Consider the following 17,862-nt stretch of genomic DNA (forward strand, 5'->3'; position numbering starts at 1 on the left):
AACGCTAGAAGTACGACTTATTCATATCTACGTTCCCTTTTATACCTGGTACGGAACCCTTGCTTGAATATTGCCACATTGTATATTTGCCAGTGTAAGTGCAGCTTGTATTATACTGAGCAATCCAAATGTAGCAGCTACCGCTAATTGAACCTGCATCCATTCGCTTTGTCATCCAGTTCTTGCTGCAGTATAAACCTGCTTTGTAGCCAGATGACTGAACTGTTGATACAAATGCATTTACGATAGCAACTCGCTGAGCATTTGAAAGGTTGTGCTGGCCTCTGGTTGTGTCCTCCATATCGATGTAAATTGGATAAGCACATCCTCCTGCTTTGTTCGCCATAGCAACAGCCATTGAAGCTTCCTGAACAGCCTCAGCTTCATTTAATGCTCTTGAGAAAATGTAAATACCTGTTGCAACTCCTGCAGCCTTTGCGCCCTTCATATTCTTGTAGAAATATGGATCCTCATGGAGCTGTCCATCATTCTGTCCACGGTAACCACAGCGAATAATCGCGAAGCTGACTGCCGACTTAGCAGCATTCCAATCAATATTTCCCTGATATTTTGAAACATCAATACCATTTCCCTTTACAAGGAGCGCTCCGTCTGGGCCAAAATTGTATTTTACACCCTGGATAACCTGCTCACCAGTAACCTTGTTACCATTCTTGTCAAAGTAATAGCTTGCTCCATCAAGTGTCTGCCATCCATAATATGCAAAGGTTGAACTTCTGTAGTAATATTTCTTATCCTTGCCATAGTCAGCAACTGTAGCTGGCTTTGTCAATCCCTCATCAAGGAATAATGCATTTCCTTCCTTGTCTTTGAGCTGGTCTGTTGATGCCGAACCATAACCAGACACTGTATAAACTACAACAAGTCCACCATCCTGATATCCATCAGAGAAGGTTGCAAGACCTGTAAGCTTGTAATCTCCATCCTTTGTAGCTGTGAAAGTTCCCTTTCCACCGCTAATTGCAACATCAGTACCATTTACCTTAACAGCACTTACATTCTCGCTTGCACTGATTGTAAATGTTCCACCTGAGTAGCTCATATCCAAAGTAGCTTTCTCGGTGTTTGTTGTAGCTGCAGCATATTTCTTAATCCTTGCAGCAACAAACTGAATGCTGGTGTTAACAGCATGACCACCTCTGCCCTTAAGCTTTGCAGAATCACCCTCACCTGGTGTAGGTGTTGGCTCATCTGTAGGAGTCGGAGTAGGTGTTGGAGTAGCAGTTGGCTCTGGAGTAGGTGTTGGCTCCGGAGTGGCTTCTGGAGTTGGAGTAGCACTTGGAGATGGTGAAGGGCTAGGAGTTGGCTTGTTTTTCTCTTCCTCCGCCTTCTTCTTTTCCTCTTCTTCCTGCTTTTTCTTCTCCTCTTCTGCCTTCTTTTCAGCCGCTGTCTTTACCTTTTTATATTTAAAGACTACTTCGATATCTTTATCTGCAACAGTTCCCTTTTCATTGATCTTTTCAATGCATTCATATCCATCAATGGTTTGTGGAGCATATTCATAGGCAACTCCAACAGCCTTCACTTCTGAAGATCTTGTTTCCTCTTTTGTAACTGAAGTTGCAGCCTCATCATAGTAAATATCTTTTACAGTGATTTTATGTTCCTTGGCAGCTACCTTAACCTCATGAGTTACAGATGTCTTTGCGCCATCTTTCTTCGTTGCCTTGCTTGCACTTGCCGTGCTCTTTGGAGCTGTGATATCTGCACCAGAAATAGATTTTACAGCACTTCCATTTTCTGCTTTGCTTGAAGGAACGTACTCCTGAGTGTCCTTCAGAGTCTCCTCAACTGGAGTAACCTCCTTAGGCTGATTGTCCTCTGCGGCAACGTCCTTCTTAATTTGCTTTGTAATTTCCTTCTGAACCTTGTACTCAACCTTCTTTTTAACATTTACCTGAGTAGCCAGGCTTGTAGAATCATAAAGCGGCTGATTGTCGAAATCATACATTACACAGGCAACGTAATCACCAGGCTCAAGCTCCTTCTCAGCAATAATGCCATCCTCGTCATCATCTGTGTAAACTTTACCATCCGCATCCTTAAGAGCCATTCCAAATGACTGGATTGCCTCTTCCTTATCAAGATACAGCTGATAAAGAGGATCATCCTTTATTTTGCTCTTCTGCTTCTCAACAACTTCGCCATTTTCGTCAGTTACTGTAATATCAACATTTCTATTTTGAAGAGTTTCTAACAGTGTTCCCTGCTGAGCTGACTCGCCAGACATCTCTGAAATCTCTGTGTTGATTTCATCAATCTTATCAATATAGCTTTGAAGATCCTTCGCCTTCTCTTCGGACAAAAGCTTTACTGAAAAAGGTACGCCAGTAATGGCATTATCTTCCTCATCTGAAATGTAGATTGTTAAATCCTTTTCAAGGGATTCACTTGTGAGCACAATCTTTTTGAATTCTGGTATATACACATCCTCAGCTGCGGCTTCCTCTTCCACCTCAACCTCTTCAACTACAACCTCTTCCTCCTGTGGAATATCGTCGTGCATCAATGTGTAAATACCTGCACCTGCTGCGCCAAGTGTAGCAGTCCCAAGTACTCCTGCTGCAACAATTCTTACAGCAGTATGTTTGCGCCAAAGAAACTTTAGGCCTGCAAAAAATCCTCTCATATCATCATCTCCCAAAAACTAAACTAGTAAAAGAATTCAAGTTAAATACCGTGTTCCTCGCAATATGCCTTAAAGCTTGCGTTTACCTTATCCTTATCAGAAAGAATCAAATCTTCCTTTGTCATTCCCTCTGGAATTGGCCACTGAACATTGATATCTGGGTCATCAAATGCAAGACCACCCTCATCATTTGGATGATAGAAATCAGTAACCTTGTAGCAGAACTCAGCATATTCGCTGACTACTAAGAAACCATGAGCAAATCCCTTTGGAATCATGAACTGCTTCTTGTTCTCCTCTGAAAGAAGAATTCCATAGTGCTTACCAAAAGTCTTTGAACCTTCACGAAGGTCAACAGCCACGTCATAAACCTCGCCCTTGATTACACGAACGAGCTTATCCTGTGGAAAATTCTTCTGGAAATGAAGGCCACGAAGTACGCCCTTCTTGCTTGCAGACTGATTATCCTGAACAAATACATAGTCCAATCCCTCTGCCTTCATATCATTCTCATTATAAGTTTCCATGAAGTAACCTCTGTCATCACCAAATACCTTTGGAGTGATGACGCAAAGGCCTTCAATACCATTAACATTTTTTTCAACTGTAATTGCCATAAAATAATCCCAAGCCTTTCAATCATCTAGCCCTATTAAATCACTGACACGCTTGCGCTCTTATTCGCTCATTGCCCTACATAAGATGCTGCTAAAGCACCATCTAAGTAGGGATGGCTCATCAAGGTCAGTTGCCTTTAATAGTGCTATCTGATTTCAGGCTTTCTCTCCTTACTTCAAAAATTATAATCCGTTAGATACGTCTACGAGATACTGTCCGTACGCAGTCTTCATGAGTGGCTCAGCAAGCTTGAGGAGCTGGTCCTTGTTGATGAAACCACGCTTGTATGCGATTTCTTCGATGCATGAGATGTACATACCCTGTCTCTTTTGGAATGTACTTACAAACTCTGCTGCCTGAAGAAGCATATCATGGTTTCCTGTGTCAAGCCATGCAAATCCACGGCCAAGTGTCTCTACATGGAGATTTCCACGGTTGAGATACTCATTATTTACTGCTGTGATTTCAAGCTCTCCACGTGCTGAAGGCTTGATTGTCTTTGCAATTTCTACAACTGAGTTGTCATAGAAGTAAAGTCCTGGAACAGCATAGTTGCTCTTTGGCTCAGCAGGCTTCTCCTCGATAGAGATTGCTACGCCATTCTCGTCGAATTCTACTACGCCATACTCTCTTGGGTCGCGAACATAGTAACCGAAGATTGTTGCACCTGGTTCAGATTCTGTTCTTGTAGCTGCTGAAAGAAGCACCTTTGAGAATGACTGGCCATAGAAAATGTTATCGCCAAGCACGAGAGCTACAGCATCGCTTCCGATGAAATCTGCACCGATAATAAATGCCTCAGCAAGTCCGTTTGGATGCTCCTGAACTGCATACTGAATATCCATACCAAGCTGTGAACCATCTCCGAGGAGCTCCTCGAATACTGGAAGATCTCTTGGTGTAGAGATGATAAGCACCTCTCTGATACCTGCCAACATAAGTGTAGACAATGGATAGTAAATCATTGGCTTGTCATAGATTGGCATAATCTGCTTGCTAATAGCTTTTGTTAATGGGTAAAGTCTTGTGCCGGAACCTCCAGCAAGTATAATACCTTTCATTTTTTTCTCCTTATGCTAAATATTCTTTTAATGCATCTTTCCAATCAGCCATCTTATAGCCGCTTGTGAGACGAAGCATGTAATTATCCAAAATTGAATAGTGTGGTCTGTCAGCGCTAGCTGGATTCATCTTCTTGTACTCCTCGCTAGTCACATGATTAACCTTTACATTGATTCCCATGAGCTTGAAAATCTCTTCTGTGAAATCAGCCCAGTTTGTATCTCCCTCACATGTTCCATGGAAAATACCATAGTTCTCTGTAGGCTCAAGATGATGAATCATGCGAGCAAGCTCTGCTGCTGAAGTTGGTGAACCAAGCTGATCACATACAACTGAAAGTTCATCGTGATTCTCAGCTAAGCTAAGCATTGTCTTAACGAAGTTCTTTCCATCGCCATAAAGCCATGCTGTGCGAACGATGAACCACTTATCAGCAAACTGCTGAACAAACTTCTCACCCTCATACTTTGTCTTGCCATAAGCACTGATTGGTGCTGGCTGGTCAAACTCTGTGATAGGCTTTGTCGCATTGCCTGGGAATACATAATCTGTACTAACATGCACAAGCTTTGCGCCAACCTTTGTAGCTGCAATAGCAAGGTTTCTAGGACCAAGTGCATTAAGCTTATATGCAAAATCCCAATCCTTCTCGCAGCCATCTACATTAGTAGCTGCAGCACAGTTAATGATAACATCTGGCTTCTTAGCCTCAACAAAACTAAGTACCTCATCTAAATCCATGATGTTAAGTGGAGAAATCATCTCCCCCTCAACTACGTCTGTCAAGATAAACTCGACCTCGTTGCCATACTCCTTTTGAATTGCACGACCAAGCTGGCCATTGCATCCAGTTACTAGTATCTTTCTCATTCTTTCCTATACCTCGTTTTTATATAATCAGCCAAAAATATATTCAAGATTAACTTCTAAAATTGAATGTTTGGCATCATTTACACATAATCCTTAGCTTTAGCTATTAGTCTGTTATATGCAGAGAACAGGCTTCGGATAGACGCACGTGTAATATTTGAGCTTACGCCAACGCCGAAAGTGGTATTGCCGTGGCGCTCATCACGCATTTCAATATATGCCGCAGCCTTAGCACCAGAACCCTGAGCCTGAGCAAGTGTATGCTCTGTGTAGTCGATGAGTGTAAACTCAAGCTCTGGAACACACTGCTTGATAGCAAGCTTAACGGCATCAATAGGTCCATTTCCTTCAGCTTCTGAATGGAACTTCTCTCCATGATAGCTGAAATCAAGCACAGCAACTGTATCGTCTGTTTCTTTGCTGTCCTGGATAACCACATACTCCAGTGTAAGTGGCTCCTTGTTCTCTAAATACTGAGACTTGAAAGCCTCCATAATGCGCTGTGGTGTAACCTCTCCACCCTGCTTTTCAGAAATGTACTGAACAACATCTGCAAACTCTCTTTGCATCTTCTTTGGAAGCTTGAAGCCATAAACTGTATCCATAACAAAGGCAACGCCGCCCTTGCCAGACTGGCTGTTGATACGAACCACTGGCTCATACTTTCTGCCGATATCTGCCGGATCGATTGGAAGATATGGAACCTCCCAATACATGTTTTGGCGTTCGCGCATTGCTTTAACGCCTTTATTTATTGCATCCTGGTGTGAACCAGAGAATGCTGTAAACACAAGCTCACCAGCGTATGGATGTCTTGCGTCTGTTGGCATTTTTGTAACTCTCTCACAAATTTCCACAATTTCCTTGATATCATCCAAATTAAGTTCTGGATTGACACCCTGTGAAAACATATTGTAAGCAATTGTAAGAATATCTACGTTTCCAGTGCGCTCACCGTTTCCAAGGAGTGTTCCCTCTACACGGTCTGCACCTGCAAGAAGTCCAAGCTCTGTGATAGCCACGCCTGTTCCTCTGTCGTTATGTGGATGAATAGAAAGGATAATATTATCTCTGTCCTTAAAATGTGTGCTCATCCACTCAATCTGGTCTGCGTAAACATTTGGTGTATTCATCTCGACTGTTGCAGGAAGGTTAAAAATGATAGGAGCATCTGTTGCGTGATCCCATGTTTCCTGAACAGCTGTACAAATATCAAGTGAAAATTCCACCTCAGTGCCAGTAAAAGACTCTGGCGAATATTCAAGCTGAAGGTTTCCATCATATTTGCAAAGACGGTCCTTCACCATTTGTGTACCCTTCTTTGCAATCTCGATAATCTCATCCTTTTCAGCGTTGAAAACAACGTCTCGCTGAAGAGTAGATGTTGAATTGTAAATATGGAAAATAACATTCTTAATACCTTGAATAGCTTCAAAGGTACGATCTATCAATTCCTCACGGCACTGCGAAAGCACCTGCACTTTTACATCATCTGGAATTTTATTTTCAGCAACTAACTGTCTTAAAAAATCGAATTCAATTTGAGATGCTGCAGGAAATCCAATCTCAATTTCTTTAAAGCCTAGCTTAATTAGGAGGTCAAATAGTTCCATCTTTTCGTCGACATTCATTGGTTCGACGAGGGCCTGGTTGCCATCTCGTAGATCAACTGAGCACCAAATTGGGGCTTTAGTAATCTGCTTGTTCGGCCAGGTACGTTCTGGGAACTGTAACACAGGGTTTGCTTTGTAACGCTTGTAGTTCAACATTATTCTGTCCTCCTAAAACATGTAGATTATATCTCGCCTGTTCCGGCTACAAGCCTAAGGCCTCTCTGCTCGACTACATGTCTCACTAAGAGACCTTAGAGCTTGATGCCTACAGGCTATTTAAACTATTCTCCTAATCCTGCTTCAATAGAATTTACGATGTCGTCGAGAGCTTCAGTCTCGTCTATGCCATCGCAAAATACTTCGATTTCCTCTCCTGTCTTTACGCAGGCGCCTAGTACGCTAAGTACTGATTTTGCATTCGCCTCGTAGTTATTGTCAGTGTGAAAGGTCACCTTGCTGCTATACTTCATTGAAATTTCGCATAGAAGTCCCGCTGGGCGCAAGTGCAACCCTGTCGCATTCTTTATCTTCACTTTTTTAGAAACCATAACTCAATATCCTACTCTATGAACAGTGTTTTACGTTAACAATAAATATGTTTTCTTTTAGTCACTAAATGTTCCTTTCAGCAAAATATTATATTGTTAACTAAGCACTGGATCTATAATATCGTTTTCGTGATTAATTCTGCTAACGCTTTTGCGTCAGCCTCAATTTCTGCCTGATCCTTTCCTTCTATCATGACACGAACCAGTGGCTCTGTGCCAGATGGACGGATGAGAACTCGGCCTTCGCCAGCGAACTTCTCCCCAAGTTTTTCGATTGCTGTAGCAATCTCAGGATACTCCATGTAGCTCTCTTTCTTGTGATTTGGAACCTTTGCATTCACAAGAGCCTGTGGAAGTACCTCCATAATAGATGCAAGCTCTGAAAGTGGCTTGCCTGTCTCAACCATTACACGAAGAAGGTGAAGTGCGGAAAGCAATCCATCACCAGTGGTATTGTCATCAAGGAAGATAACATGTCCACTCTGCTCGCCTCCGATATTATATCCATTAGCAAGCATATTTTCTAAAACATATCTATCGCCAACCTTTGTAGACTCTACATTTATGCCCTGTTCTTTAGCCATGAGTGTGAATCCAAGGTTTGTCATTACAGTAACAACGCAGGTATCCTTCTTAAGAGTACCCTTATCCTTCATATGCTTTGCGCAGATTGCCATAATCTGGTCGCCATCAACAAGACGCCCCTTCTCATCTACTGCAAGCATTCTATCAGCATCACCATCAAATGCAAGTCCAACCTGTGCATTTTCAGCAACAACACGGGCTTTAAGCTCATCCATGTGAGTTGAGCCACAGTTGCTGTTGATGTTTGTTCCATCTGGATTGTTGTGGATTGTGATAAGCTCTGCTCCCATCTCTGAAAGGCATGCAACGCTTGTACGATAAGAAGCTCCCTCTGCACAGTCAATAACAATCTTAAGACCTGATAAATCAAGTGGCACTGTGTGCTTAAGGAAATCAACGTACTCGCGACCTAAATCAAAACGATAATCAATCTTTCCGATTTCAGCACCAGTTGGGAGATTAATACCCTTCATACCACTTTCAATAAGGGCCTGAATCTCATCCTCGAGCTCGTCTGAAAGCTTGAATCCATCACCATTGAAGAACTTAATTCCATTAAATTCCATTGGGTTATGACTTGCTGAAATAACAACACCTGCATCGACCTTGTGCTTGCGTGTAAGATAAGCAATTGCTGGTGTTGGAAGCACACCAACATATACGGCGTTTGCACCAACTGAGCAAATACCACTCATAAGTGCTGAAGCAAGCATAGTACCTGAGATACGAGTGTCACAGCCAACAATAATTGTAGGCTGATGACTAGCCTCTTTTGTAAGCACATAAGCACCTGCCTGACCAAGTGAACGAGCCAAATCTATAGTAAGTTCTGAGCCTGCTACTCCTCTGACTCCGTCTGTACCAAATAATCTTCCCATATTAATTAATCCTCTTTCGTTTCATCACTTTCTGTCGCACTATCCTCTTCTGTTGCATTTGGATCTGCGATTACTGAAACCGTGACTGATGTATTTTGAATAGTTACTCCATCAACATTCTCGAACTGCAATACTGCATTCTGTCCCTCGCCCTCTCCGAGAGCTGTACAGTCGATATATCCCTTTACTGAATCTGCTTTCAGTGAAGCCAATGCCTGCTCGCTTCCGAATACATTCACCGTAACGGTCTTTGAGTCAAGGGCGGCTGCCAATCCTCGCGGAACATTCTTCAGCTCAATATTCTCAGCTGGAACATCTACTGTTGAGGCAGTCTCGCCAGCCATTGTAACATAAATTGCAACCTTGGAAGATGTTCCCTCTGAAAGCTGAACACCATCTGGCAGGTAAGAACTAATATCAACTGAAGTTGTAAATGAACCTGTAAGGTTCGATAAATTAATAACTGTATCTGGAATAGTGATGTTGCTAACATCGTTAAGTGCACTAGCTTCACCTATAATCATAACTGACGATGGGTCAGTCTTGATTGAACCCAGTGTCAATTCCGGTGAAAGCGTACCGCTAGTCTTAACCACAATATCAACTGCCTTTGTATTTACGAATGCTACACTAACGCTGACAGTAGATACTGACAAATTGAAGTTTGATGTATCAACAGTCTCGCCATCCTTATCGTAAAACTTCGGGATAACATTCTCAGTAAAGTTGCTGCTAACACCTGTGATATTGGCCGTAGCCACAACACTTGCAATCTTTTCCACCTCTTCCTGTGGGCCTGTCACAGTTATGACTGTTGGACTACAGGTAACCTCCTCCACTGCAAGCTCTGGCTCCAGTGTTCCAGAGGTCTGGGCACTTATAACAAAACGCTCTGTGGTCAAATCCTTCAAAATAACATACAAATAATTCTGTCTGCTAGAAATGGTTACATAGTTTGCATAAGATTTTGCAGCGATAGTAACCGGTATTCTCTCAGCGTTTTCCAGATTATTCATATCTGCTATCGCAGAAAAATCTGATGGTGAGAGTTTTTCAATAATGGATCGCTTTGCTGTAACACGGAAGCTTACTGTATTAACTCCATCCTTTATCTCGTAAAGCTTTCCAGCCTGTGTCAAAACATCTGCATTTGTAACTGTAACTACAGATGTGAATGTCCTTGTCTGCTTTGGATCATCAATATTTACAACAACCAACCAAAGGAAAAATGAAAAGATAATTGCAAGTATCTTTAATCCGATATCCTTTGTGAGGGCATTTATAATCTTCTGCTTCATGCTCTGCCCTCCTTTTCTGCTGCTTCTGTTTTGCTTGTTTCTTCATCAGGATTCTGAAGCCTTCTAAGCTCTGCAATAAGCTCATCTTCCTTCACATCGCGAACGATACGACCTTCCCTTGCATAGGAAACTGTACCTGTCTCCTCTGAAACAACAATTGTAAGTGAATCAGAAACCTCACTGATACCAACAGCTGCACGATGTCTTGTTCCCAAATCCTTTGAGAGCGCCATGTTATCAGAAAGTGGCAGATAGCAGGTAGCAGAAACTACCCTGTCTCCTCTAACAATTACTGCGCCATCGTGAAGCGGAGTGTTTTTTTCAAAAATATTAATAAGCAGCTGGCGGCTGACAACCGCATCAATACCAATACCGGTTCTCTCAAATTCGGTCAGCTGCATGTCATTTTCAACAACAATAAGCGCACCTGTCTTTACTGCGCCCATTTCGTAGCAGGCTGTAACAAGGCCTACGATAGTAGAATCATCAAACTTCTTTGCGCCAGTTTTAAGTATGTTCCACGAAAATAGCGAGGTGATTTTCCTTCGACCAATCTGCTCCAAAGCTCTACGCAGCTCCGGCTGGAACACGACAATAAGCACCGTCACTGCTACCGATACCAGCTTCTCGCCCAACCAAAGGATTGTGTTCATCTGGAAAATAGCCGCAACTAAGAAGAAAAGCATGATGATAAGCACGCCTCTAATTAGCATCCACACCCTGCTGTTTTTCACCCAAACAAGCAGGTGGTACATGAAATATGCAATTATGATAACCTCGATTGCGTCTGTGATGGAAACATCGGGAATATTTACATTGAAATAATCATCGATGAAGGCATCCATTGCATTGACAAAATCTACCACCGATTCACTTCCTTACTACCCCTATCAGGGATTGTTTTTATAAGTTAAATCTTCTATTTTTATATCTTCTTAATTTCTTTATCTTCTTCAGCAATGCGGATTTTAGGAACTGCTGTGACGTAATAATAATAATCGTCATCCTCGAACTGAACTTTCTCAATTCGTGAGTAATCCAAATCCATAACAAAGTAATTCAAAATCACACCAACTAGTAAAACAATGATATTCCCAAGAATGAGTCCTGGAATCTCGCCCTTTTGACTTGTAAGCAAAAGTCCTGCAAGCATAATGATAAATTCAACTGCTACGCCTGCTACATTTGCAATTATCCATGACATATTGATGCTGGCCTGTCTAAGAAGGTAAACAACTAAAAACATTGCCACCATTGCAATGATAAAGAACCAAAACATTCGGTTTCCGATCATCTGCTCCTGAACCAGTGTCACTACATTGACCTCAGAAGTCTCATCAACGATAGCAGTTGTGTTGTCCTTTATTACGTGAAGATAAAATGCAACAACAGAGCCACATACAATAGATGTAAGCTCGTTGATATTAGACATAAGCCCAGCTCCGAGAGCCATAACATATGGTGAGTTAAACGAATAACAAATTGGAACCGTAACCATATTGTACGTATTCTTGCTTCTGAAATATGCACAAACCAAGTAACCCACAACCATTAATCCTAGTGCAACGATTGCAACCTGTGGGCTGAGTGATACCAAATCAATCAATAAAACAATAGCGAGAATCATCGAAACGCCCTGAATAGGGAAAAACGCACAAACAATTGCAATGATTATGGAAACCCACATCTGACTTAGCTGCTTGTTGTGTCCAAAGTTAGATCGTATACACATAAGTCCAACAAAAGCTACCAGGGCACTCCATATTTTTAAGAAAAGTATTTCTCGCGAAAGCACAAATCTTCGTATGTCATCTCGTAATCTAATAAAAGCGTTCATTCTAGAAATCCTCTCTAGCTAGCAGTGGTTTTGTCTGTTGTACCTCGGCTTCATACATGTGACTAAGCTTCGTGTATTTAGCTCCAAGCTCCTTAATAAGGCGCTTGCCACGCTTGTACCGTCTGGCAGCCCTCAGTCTTGAGCCGTGAACATGAATAATAATGTAAAATGCATAAGCTACAAGACCCACCAAGGCAATTATTAAAAAGTACATGGTAGTAATATTCTCTATGACATTGCTAACCAGATATATCACTATTCCTGCATAAATCGCACCAAAGAAAATCGTGCCAGCCAAAAAGCCGCCCCAACCGTGTAGTGCAATATATTCTTTCTTTGAATAGCGAAGCATCGGCTGATACTCCGGGCCCATTTCTTTCTCGAAAATAGCCATGGAAGTCATATGCCTAACGCGTTCTTCGTTAATCATACATTATCCTCTTAAGTGATTTTTATAAAAATGCATAGTAAATCAGAATCAGTATAGCATAAACAGTTTCTAAAAAAAACACCTACCGGAAGAACCGGTAGGTCTTTAGAATTCTTTAGTATTGTATTTTACTTCTGGATGAAGCGCATCTTGTTTTCTTTCTTTGGTTTCTCCTTAGGTCGTTCTGGTGCCTGTGGCTTTTCAATAGACTTTGCGAGAGCATTAGCTGTATTGTTCTTGCAATTATCACAATACTTACCTGTCTTAATTGTTGCACCACAAATCTCGCACTCAATTCCTATTGGAGAATCATCAGAGAACTGCAGGCGCTCCTCACGAATCCACTGACGAAGCTGATTTGTAGAAACTTCATTAGCATCTGATATTTCCTGAATGGAAGCTCGTGGATTTTCTCGGATATACTCCTTTACATTCTGGAACTTCTTTTCAGTTTCATCGCGGCAGGCTTGGCAGATATTTGGTCCCCCAAGATAATTGAATAATCTTCCACAAGTTCTACAGTTACGAACATCCATAAATGATACCTCCTGATTATTGGGTTTCTCCTATGCATACGCACATGCCATATACTTCTTGAACTCCGCCGCTTCTAAGTATCTTGGCTACTTCATCCATTGTTGTCCCTGTTGTGTAAATATCATCTACTATAAGCACTTTTTTAAATTGTACATCATTTTTTGCCAAACTAAAAGCTTTTAACAGATTTTTCTTTCTTTTTAGACTATTTAGTTGTTTCATGGCTACAGTATCACCATTTCGTCTGACTATTTTTGAATTAACGGGAATACCACTTACATCACTAAGTGCCTTTGCAAAAATCTCTGCCTGATTGTACCCACGCTTCCTCTCCTTTTTCTGGTACATTGGAACAGGAATTATTGCTTCTATGTTATTTTGCTGTAGCCATTTTCCATAGCTTTTTACTGCATATTTGGCAAACACCTTGCCATAACACCGTTTATTACTATATTTAAATCTATACATGGCATTTTTCATATCACCTGAGTATCTGAAAACTGCTTTATTTTGTGTATAAACATGGCTGGCATTCTTACAGCTTGTGCAAAACTCCGCCTGTGGATTGTTAACTGGCGCACCACATTTCAGACAATAGTCTTTTCCAACAAGCCTGATTTTCTTTTGACAAGACTGACAAAAACCTGCTTCTTTTTCTATTTTCAATAAAACATTATCGCAAGCCACACAACGTTTTGGATACAATAATCCCAAACTTACGTCTATAATATATCTTAGGTAGGAATTCATATTTCTCCTTATAATTGACTTATTTAGGTTTTGTCATTAAAATTGACTCACCTATTTTATAAATTTGATTTAGTTTAAAAGGATTTACATATTAATATGAAAAAAAGATTATTAAGTTTGATTTTGGCAGCAACAATGACATTTTCCCTAGTTGGATGTGGAAAAAAATCTGCTGACACACCAAAAGATGAGGTAAACGAAGAATCTGAAAGCGATTCATATTCGTATAATATAACAGCACTTTTATCAGAAGACAATACTTATAATAGGGTTCTTCTTCAGGGCTTCACTGATTGCCTCACGGATTATCTAGGCAATGAGCATTTTTCAATCAGCACCTCCGTTGTGAACGAGGATCAGACTAGTGATCAGCTTGCAGCAAATGCTATCACCAAGTCACCAGATATGATTTTTACTGCTGGTAAATCAACTCTTTTATCAGCAAAGAATGCTACCGATATTATTCCAATCGTAGCTACAGGTATTGTTGATTTCAAGGGTACACTTCGTATCGCAAGCCTTAACGGTAAGAGCTGGGATAATACTACCAACACAAATATCACTGGCGTAAGCTCAAAGCCTAGCATTGTTGATCAGGTTTCACTTATGATAGAAGCAACCGATGATTTACAGACTGTAGGCATCCTCTTCTCCCCTGAGGATACTGATGCTATCTATCAAAACGAGATTTTTGAGGCTTATTTAGACCAGGCTGGAATCCCTTGGAAGGAATATCTGATTCCTGCATCTGATACAGCAACATCAATTGGTGAGCAGGAGGAGCAAAACTCCACCGCGTTGACTCCTAGCAAGTACGTGGCATCCTCTGCTAAGCAAGGTATGGATAATGATGTTATCGCTTTGGGAGAAGATACAATCCTTGGTCTTAACTCTACCTCTTCCACCCGTGTTGCCCTTGTTTCACAGTTTTGGACCAGTGGAAAGGTTGTTCCAGAGACAGAGGTAGTCGAAGAATCTTCCGATGAAGAAGATACTGAGAACACTGTTTCAAAAACAGATTCCAAGAACAACGAGGAAGAGCCTGAAGAAATCACACTTGAAAGTCTAATTCAGGAAGCCTGCTCAGAATGCTCTGCAATTTATATTCCATTCGGCAGCATTCTTTCTGACCAGATGGAAACCATCGGAAACATTGCCACCGAGAACGGCGTTACAATCGTGGCAGGTGACACTACAATCGGTGAGCATGCCCTTGTTACACTTTTCTCAGATCCATACGCTCTAGGCTATGCTGCTGGAAAGAAGGCCGTAAAGGTCTTCAATGAAGGCGATATTAGTACAATCAAAATCGGAAGCGTTGATTCCGATAATTCTGTTAAGCTTTACAACGGTACAATTGCCGAACAGCTCGGCAAGGAATTTCCAAAATCTTTCAAGGAGCTCACTGAATTCCTTGAAACTTACGAGTATGGCAGTACAACTACTCGATACACTGCCTCAGGAGAAGAATAAAGCTTATGATACTTCACGTAATCAAATCCAACATCTATTCTGGTGCAGAAAATGTAGTGTGCCAGATTATCAAAGGTCTTTCAGGTCATGAGGAGTTCATTTATATGGCTCCTCACGGACCAATTGAAGACAAATTAAAATCTATTGGTCTTTATGATTGCTATCGCGGCATCGACGCTCTCACTATTTCTGAAATTAAAAAGGCTGTGGATGAACTACAACCGACTGTTGTTCAGGCCCACGATTTTACTGCAAGTGTGCTTTGTGGCTTTGCTCTAAAAGGACGCGTTCCAGTGATTTCGCACATCCACTGCAATCCACTTTGGTTGAAAAATCCATTACACCCTAATTCAATTTCATATATGATAGCCAGCAGATGGTTCAGCCAGATAATTGCTGTTTCCGATGCTGTGGCAAATGAATATGTGTACAGCGGAGCGTTGAAGTGTCCAATCACAACACTTGGAAATCCTTTTTCTGTAAAACAGGTTCTTGAAGCCGGCGAGACTGCATCGGCTGGCAGTTCAGATATCCTATATGTTGGTCGTTTCAACGAAGCCAAAAACCCACTTGGCGCTATAAAGATTTTTGAAGCTATTCCATACCATGATGATCTTACATTTAGAATGGTTGGAAATGGAGAGCTTTTAGATGAGTGTCAGGCTTACGCAACAAGCCAAGGCCTTAATGTTCACTTCGAGGGCTTTCAGGATAATGTCTACAAATATATGAAAACCGCAAAGCTTCTGCTAATGCCTTCAATCTTTGAAGGTTTTGGTCTTGTTGCCCTAGAAGCTATGTCTCTTGGCAAGCCAGTAGTATGCTCTGGTGTAGGAGGCCTCTCAGATATTATCAACGACTCCTGCGGATATATCTGTTGCGACACCACCGCCTACGTAAATAGCATAGACGAATTACTATCAGACTCTGGCGTTTACGAAGCCAAATCCCGTACTGCAAAGCTTCGCGCTGCGTCCTTCGACAATCTTGATACGTATTGCAAGAACATACTCGCTATTTACAAATCATTCAGCTAACCTATATGAATTTCTCAACATAAGCTAGTAGTTAACAAAGCCTATACCTCCTTAGGAGCCAATCTCGCGACGTGAAGGTATAGGCTTTTGTTGACGTAACTAGCGTGGGCGAAGGAACCCACTAGGTTTGGTAAATTATCTGAATATATTACAAAATCTAGTGGGTTTTCAAACTATTTAACTTGTGGTATTATGATAGTAGCTATAAGTATAATTATAGCTAGAAGTGAATACATTTTTCTAAGTAAGTCCCAGAGTAGACAAAGGAGTGTCGAAGGCAACACATTCATGGAAGAAAGGAGGGACGTCTTATGGCACGCATCGATTCAGCGTACAACTATTTCATGTCGACCTATGGCGATAGCATAGGCTCACGCTATGAATCCCACAAAAAAAGCGAACTGCGCGATACATACAACAAAATAGTCAAGGCCAATAAGGACTCTCCTCTCTACAAGATTAAGGACACCGAGGACATGGGGCAATTTGCTATCGATATTAAGGAGCATGCGAATTCGATGTCTATCTCTGTTTCTAATTTGACCTCTAATGGCGAAGATATAGAATCTATTCTCAGCAAACGAATTGCCTCATCTTCGGATCCAAATACCATCGAGGCTGCTTATGTAGGTGATGAGGAGACTGGTTCCACTGAGGAATTCACAATAGAGGTCGACTCCTTGGCCAAGCCTCAGATTAATACAGGAAACTTCCTGGCTCCGCAGGACATGAACTTCAAGCCTGGCCAATATACCTTCGACTTAGACATTAAGAATCATTCTTACGAGTTCCAGTTCAACGTAAATCCAGGAGAGGACAATCTGGCAATCCAAAACAAGATTGTACGCCTTATCAATACTTCAGATGTTGGCTTGAATGCCCAGCTGATTACTAATCGAATCGCATCAAATGCCATTCAGGTTTCTTCTAAAGCAACAGGAATTGGGGAAGACGAGACCCGACTGTTCAACATTTCATCAACTATTTCCCGAGACGAGCTAGATATACTTGGAATTTCAAGAGTCACGCAAGAGCCAAGCAACTCTGACTTTAAACTAAATGGAACTGAACACCAGTCCCTTTCAAATGTGTTCACTGTAAACAAAGCCTACGAGTTATATTTGAAAGCTCCGACAAACGGTGAAGTTACAATTGGACTAAAGAATGATACTGAAGCACTCACTGATGGTGTAAATCAGATGCTTGACAGCTACAATGGAATGATAGATGTTGGACTTAGATATACAGGCGCGCATCAGAATCGTACCCTGTTTAACGAGATTTCATCTATTGCCAGGGGAATGACTGAAAGTCTTGCTTTTGTTGGAATTACAGCTGATGAAAATGGACATCTTAGCTTGGACAGTGAAAGACTTGCAGATGTAATCAACAGTGATGACAAGGCTTCCGCATTCTCAACACTTAATGAATTAAAATCAGCTGTTAGATCTGCGGCATCTAAGGCGTCGATAAATCCAATGGCTTATGTGGATAAAGCTGTTGTGGAATACAAGAATCCGGGTAAAACTCTCACTGCACCTTATGCGACTAGTCAGTACTCAGGAATGATGGTGAATTACGGTCTGTAAATAAATCTTACGCTCTTGTTACACTCTCAAGCCTTAGTGTTACTCTGTTCGACTACATGTCTCACTGAGTAACACTAAGAGCTTGAT

16 protein-coding genes are annotated in these 17,862 nt (G+C 41.4%); 3 read left to right on the forward strand and 13 right to left on the reverse strand.

Annotated elements, in window-relative coordinates; genetic code table 11:
• Positions 1–4: 4 nt before the first annotated feature.
• The 13 genes from FXF36_RS03450 to FXF36_RS03510 all read right to left on the reverse strand — a co-directional run bounded on the left by FXF36_RS03450 (position 5) and on the right by FXF36_RS03510 (position 13,676).
• On the reverse strand, positions 5–2,650 hold the full coding sequence (locus tag FXF36_RS03450) for a glycoside hydrolase family 25 protein (RefSeq protein WP_151622487.1): 2,646 nt from the start codon (positions 2,648–2,650) through the stop codon (positions 5–7).
• A 41-nt stretch (positions 2,651–2,691) separates the two neighbouring features.
• Positions 2,692–3,267 (reverse strand): dTDP-4-dehydrorhamnose 3,5-epimerase, encoded by a 576-nt coding sequence (rfbC, locus tag FXF36_RS03455; protein WP_151622488.1) that lies wholly within the window; start codon positions 3,265–3,267, stop codon positions 2,692–2,694.
• Positions 3,268–3,450: 183 nt separating this feature from the next.
• Positions 3,451–4,329 carry a glucose-1-phosphate thymidylyltransferase RfbA gene (gene rfbA / locus FXF36_RS03460; protein ID WP_151622489.1) on the reverse strand — a complete coding sequence of 293 codons (879 nt, stop codon included), beginning with the start codon at positions 4,327–4,329 and terminating at the stop codon, positions 3,451–3,453.
• 10 nt (positions 4,330–4,339) lie between these two features.
• The gene (rfbD, locus tag FXF36_RS03465; RefSeq protein ID WP_151622490.1) at positions 4,340–5,200 is read right to left on the reverse strand and encodes a dTDP-4-dehydrorhamnose reductase; all 861 of its coding nucleotides are present in this window, start codon (positions 5,198–5,200) and stop codon (positions 4,340–4,342) included.
• Between the two features lie 80 nt (positions 5,201–5,280).
• The gene (gene leuA, locus FXF36_RS03470; RefSeq protein ID WP_151622491.1) at positions 5,281–6,969 is read right to left on the reverse strand and encodes a 2-isopropylmalate synthase; all 1,689 of its coding nucleotides are present in this window, start codon (positions 6,967–6,969) and stop codon (positions 5,281–5,283) included.
• 125 nt (positions 6,970–7,094) lie between these two features.
• Positions 7,095–7,361, reverse strand: a complete 267-nt coding sequence (locus FXF36_RS03475) for an HPr family phosphocarrier protein (RefSeq protein WP_151622492.1) — start codon at positions 7,359–7,361, stop codon at positions 7,095–7,097.
• Between the two features lie 113 nt (positions 7,362–7,474).
• Positions 7,475–8,824 (reverse strand): phosphoglucosamine mutase, encoded by a 1,350-nt coding sequence (glmM, locus tag FXF36_RS03480; protein WP_151622493.1) that lies wholly within the window; start codon positions 8,822–8,824, stop codon positions 7,475–7,477.
• Between the two features lie 5 nt (positions 8,825–8,829).
• Positions 8,830–10,122 (reverse strand): CdaR family protein, encoded by a 1,293-nt coding sequence (locus tag FXF36_RS03485; RefSeq protein ID WP_151622494.1) that lies wholly within the window; start codon positions 10,120–10,122, stop codon positions 8,830–8,832.
• Positions 10,119–10,988: a diadenylate cyclase CdaA gene (gene cdaA, locus FXF36_RS03490; RefSeq protein ID WP_317617421.1), complete on the reverse strand. Its 870-nt coding sequence runs from the start codon at positions 10,986–10,988 to the stop codon at positions 10,119–10,121. Before cdaA ends, FXF36_RS03485 begins: the two co-directional genes overlap by 4 nt.
• 59 nt (positions 10,989–11,047) lie before the next feature.
• Positions 11,048–11,959: a hypothetical protein gene (locus tag FXF36_RS03495; protein ID WP_151622495.1), complete on the reverse strand. Its 912-nt coding sequence runs from the start codon at positions 11,957–11,959 to the stop codon at positions 11,048–11,050.
• A gap of 1 nt (position 11,960) precedes the next feature.
• Entirely contained in the window at positions 11,961–12,389 is a 429-nt protein-coding gene (locus FXF36_RS03500) for a hypothetical protein (RefSeq protein ID WP_151622496.1), read from the reverse strand.
• Between the two features lie 128 nt (positions 12,390–12,517).
• The gene (locus tag FXF36_RS03505; RefSeq protein WP_151622497.1) at positions 12,518–12,925 is read right to left on the reverse strand and encodes a flagellar protein; all 408 of its coding nucleotides are present in this window, start codon (positions 12,923–12,925) and stop codon (positions 12,518–12,520) included.
• A gap of 16 nt (positions 12,926–12,941) precedes the next feature.
• Positions 12,942–13,676, reverse strand: a complete 735-nt coding sequence (locus tag FXF36_RS03510) for a ComF family protein (protein WP_151622498.1) — start codon at positions 13,674–13,676, stop codon at positions 12,942–12,944.
• Positions 13,677–13,772: 96 nt separating this feature from the next.
• Between FXF36_RS03510 and FXF36_RS03515 the strand changes: the two genes are divergently transcribed.
• The 3 genes from FXF36_RS03515 (at position 13,773) to FXF36_RS03525 (ending at position 17,775) form a co-directional block, all read left to right on the forward strand.
• Positions 13,773–15,149, forward strand: a complete 1,377-nt coding sequence (locus FXF36_RS03515) for an ABC transporter substrate-binding protein (protein ID WP_151622499.1) — start codon at positions 13,773–13,775, stop codon at positions 15,147–15,149.
• 5 nt (positions 15,150–15,154) lie between these two features.
• A complete protein-coding gene (locus FXF36_RS03520) occupies positions 15,155–16,186 on the forward strand; it encodes a glycosyltransferase (RefSeq protein WP_151622500.1) in 1,032 nt (343 codons plus the stop codon).
• Between the two features lie 311 nt (positions 16,187–16,497).
• Positions 16,498–17,775 (forward strand): flagellar capping protein, encoded by a 1,278-nt coding sequence (locus FXF36_RS03525; RefSeq protein WP_151622501.1) that lies wholly within the window; start codon positions 16,498–16,500, stop codon positions 17,773–17,775.
• The last annotated feature ends 87 nt before the right edge of the window (positions 17,776–17,862 follow it).

This window comes from Pseudobutyrivibrio xylanivorans, assembly GCF_008935055.1.
Taxonomy (GTDB): Bacteria; Bacillota; Clostridia; order Lachnospirales; family Lachnospiraceae; genus Pseudobutyrivibrio; species Pseudobutyrivibrio xylanivorans_A.

Coding starts and splice junctions, on each gene's coding strand:
- FXF36_RS03450 (WP_151622487.1), bottom strand. CDS start 2,650: ATGAGAGGATTTTTTGCAGGCCTAAAGTTTCTTTGGCGCAAACATACT.
- rfbC (WP_151622488.1), bottom strand. CDS start 3,267: ATGGCAATTACAGTTGAAAAAAATGTTAATGGTATTGAAGGCCTTTGC.
- rfbA (WP_151622489.1), bottom strand. CDS start 4,329: ATGAAAGGTATTATACTTGCTGGAGGTTCCGGCACAAGACTTTACCCA.
- rfbD (WP_151622490.1), bottom strand. CDS start 5,200: ATGAGAAAGATACTAGTAACTGGATGCAATGGCCAGCTTGGTCGTGCA.
- leuA (WP_151622491.1), bottom strand. CDS start 6,969: ATGTTGAACTACAAGCGTTACAAAGCAAACCCTGTGTTACAGTTCCCA.
- FXF36_RS03475 (WP_151622492.1), bottom strand. CDS start 7,361: ATGGTTTCTAAAAAAGTGAAGATAAAGAATGCGACAGGGTTGCACTTG.
- glmM (WP_151622493.1), bottom strand. CDS start 8,824: ATGGGAAGATTATTTGGTACAGACGGAGTCAGAGGAGTAGCAGGCTCA.
- FXF36_RS03485 (WP_151622494.1), bottom strand. CDS start 10,122: ATGAAGCAGAAGATTATAAATGCCCTCACAAAGGATATCGGATTAAAG.
- FXF36_RS03495 (WP_151622495.1), bottom strand. CDS start 11,959: ATGAACGCTTTTATTAGATTACGAGATGACATACGAAGATTTGTGCTT.
- FXF36_RS03500 (WP_151622496.1), bottom strand. CDS start 12,389: ATGATTAACGAAGAACGCGTTAGGCATATGACTTCCATGGCTATTTTC.
- FXF36_RS03505 (WP_151622497.1), bottom strand. CDS start 12,925: ATGGATGTTCGTAACTGTAGAACTTGTGGAAGATTATTCAATTATCTT.
- FXF36_RS03510 (WP_151622498.1), bottom strand. CDS start 13,676: ATGAATTCCTACCTAAGATATATTATAGACGTAAGTTTGGGATTATTG.
- FXF36_RS03515 (WP_151622499.1), top strand. CDS start 13,773: ATGAAAAAAAGATTATTAAGTTTGATTTTGGCAGCAACAATGACATTT.
- FXF36_RS03520 (WP_151622500.1), top strand. CDS start 15,155: ATGATACTTCACGTAATCAAATCCAACATCTATTCTGGTGCAGAAAAT.
- FXF36_RS03525 (WP_151622501.1), top strand. CDS start 16,498: ATGGCACGCATCGATTCAGCGTACAACTATTTCATGTCGACCTATGGC.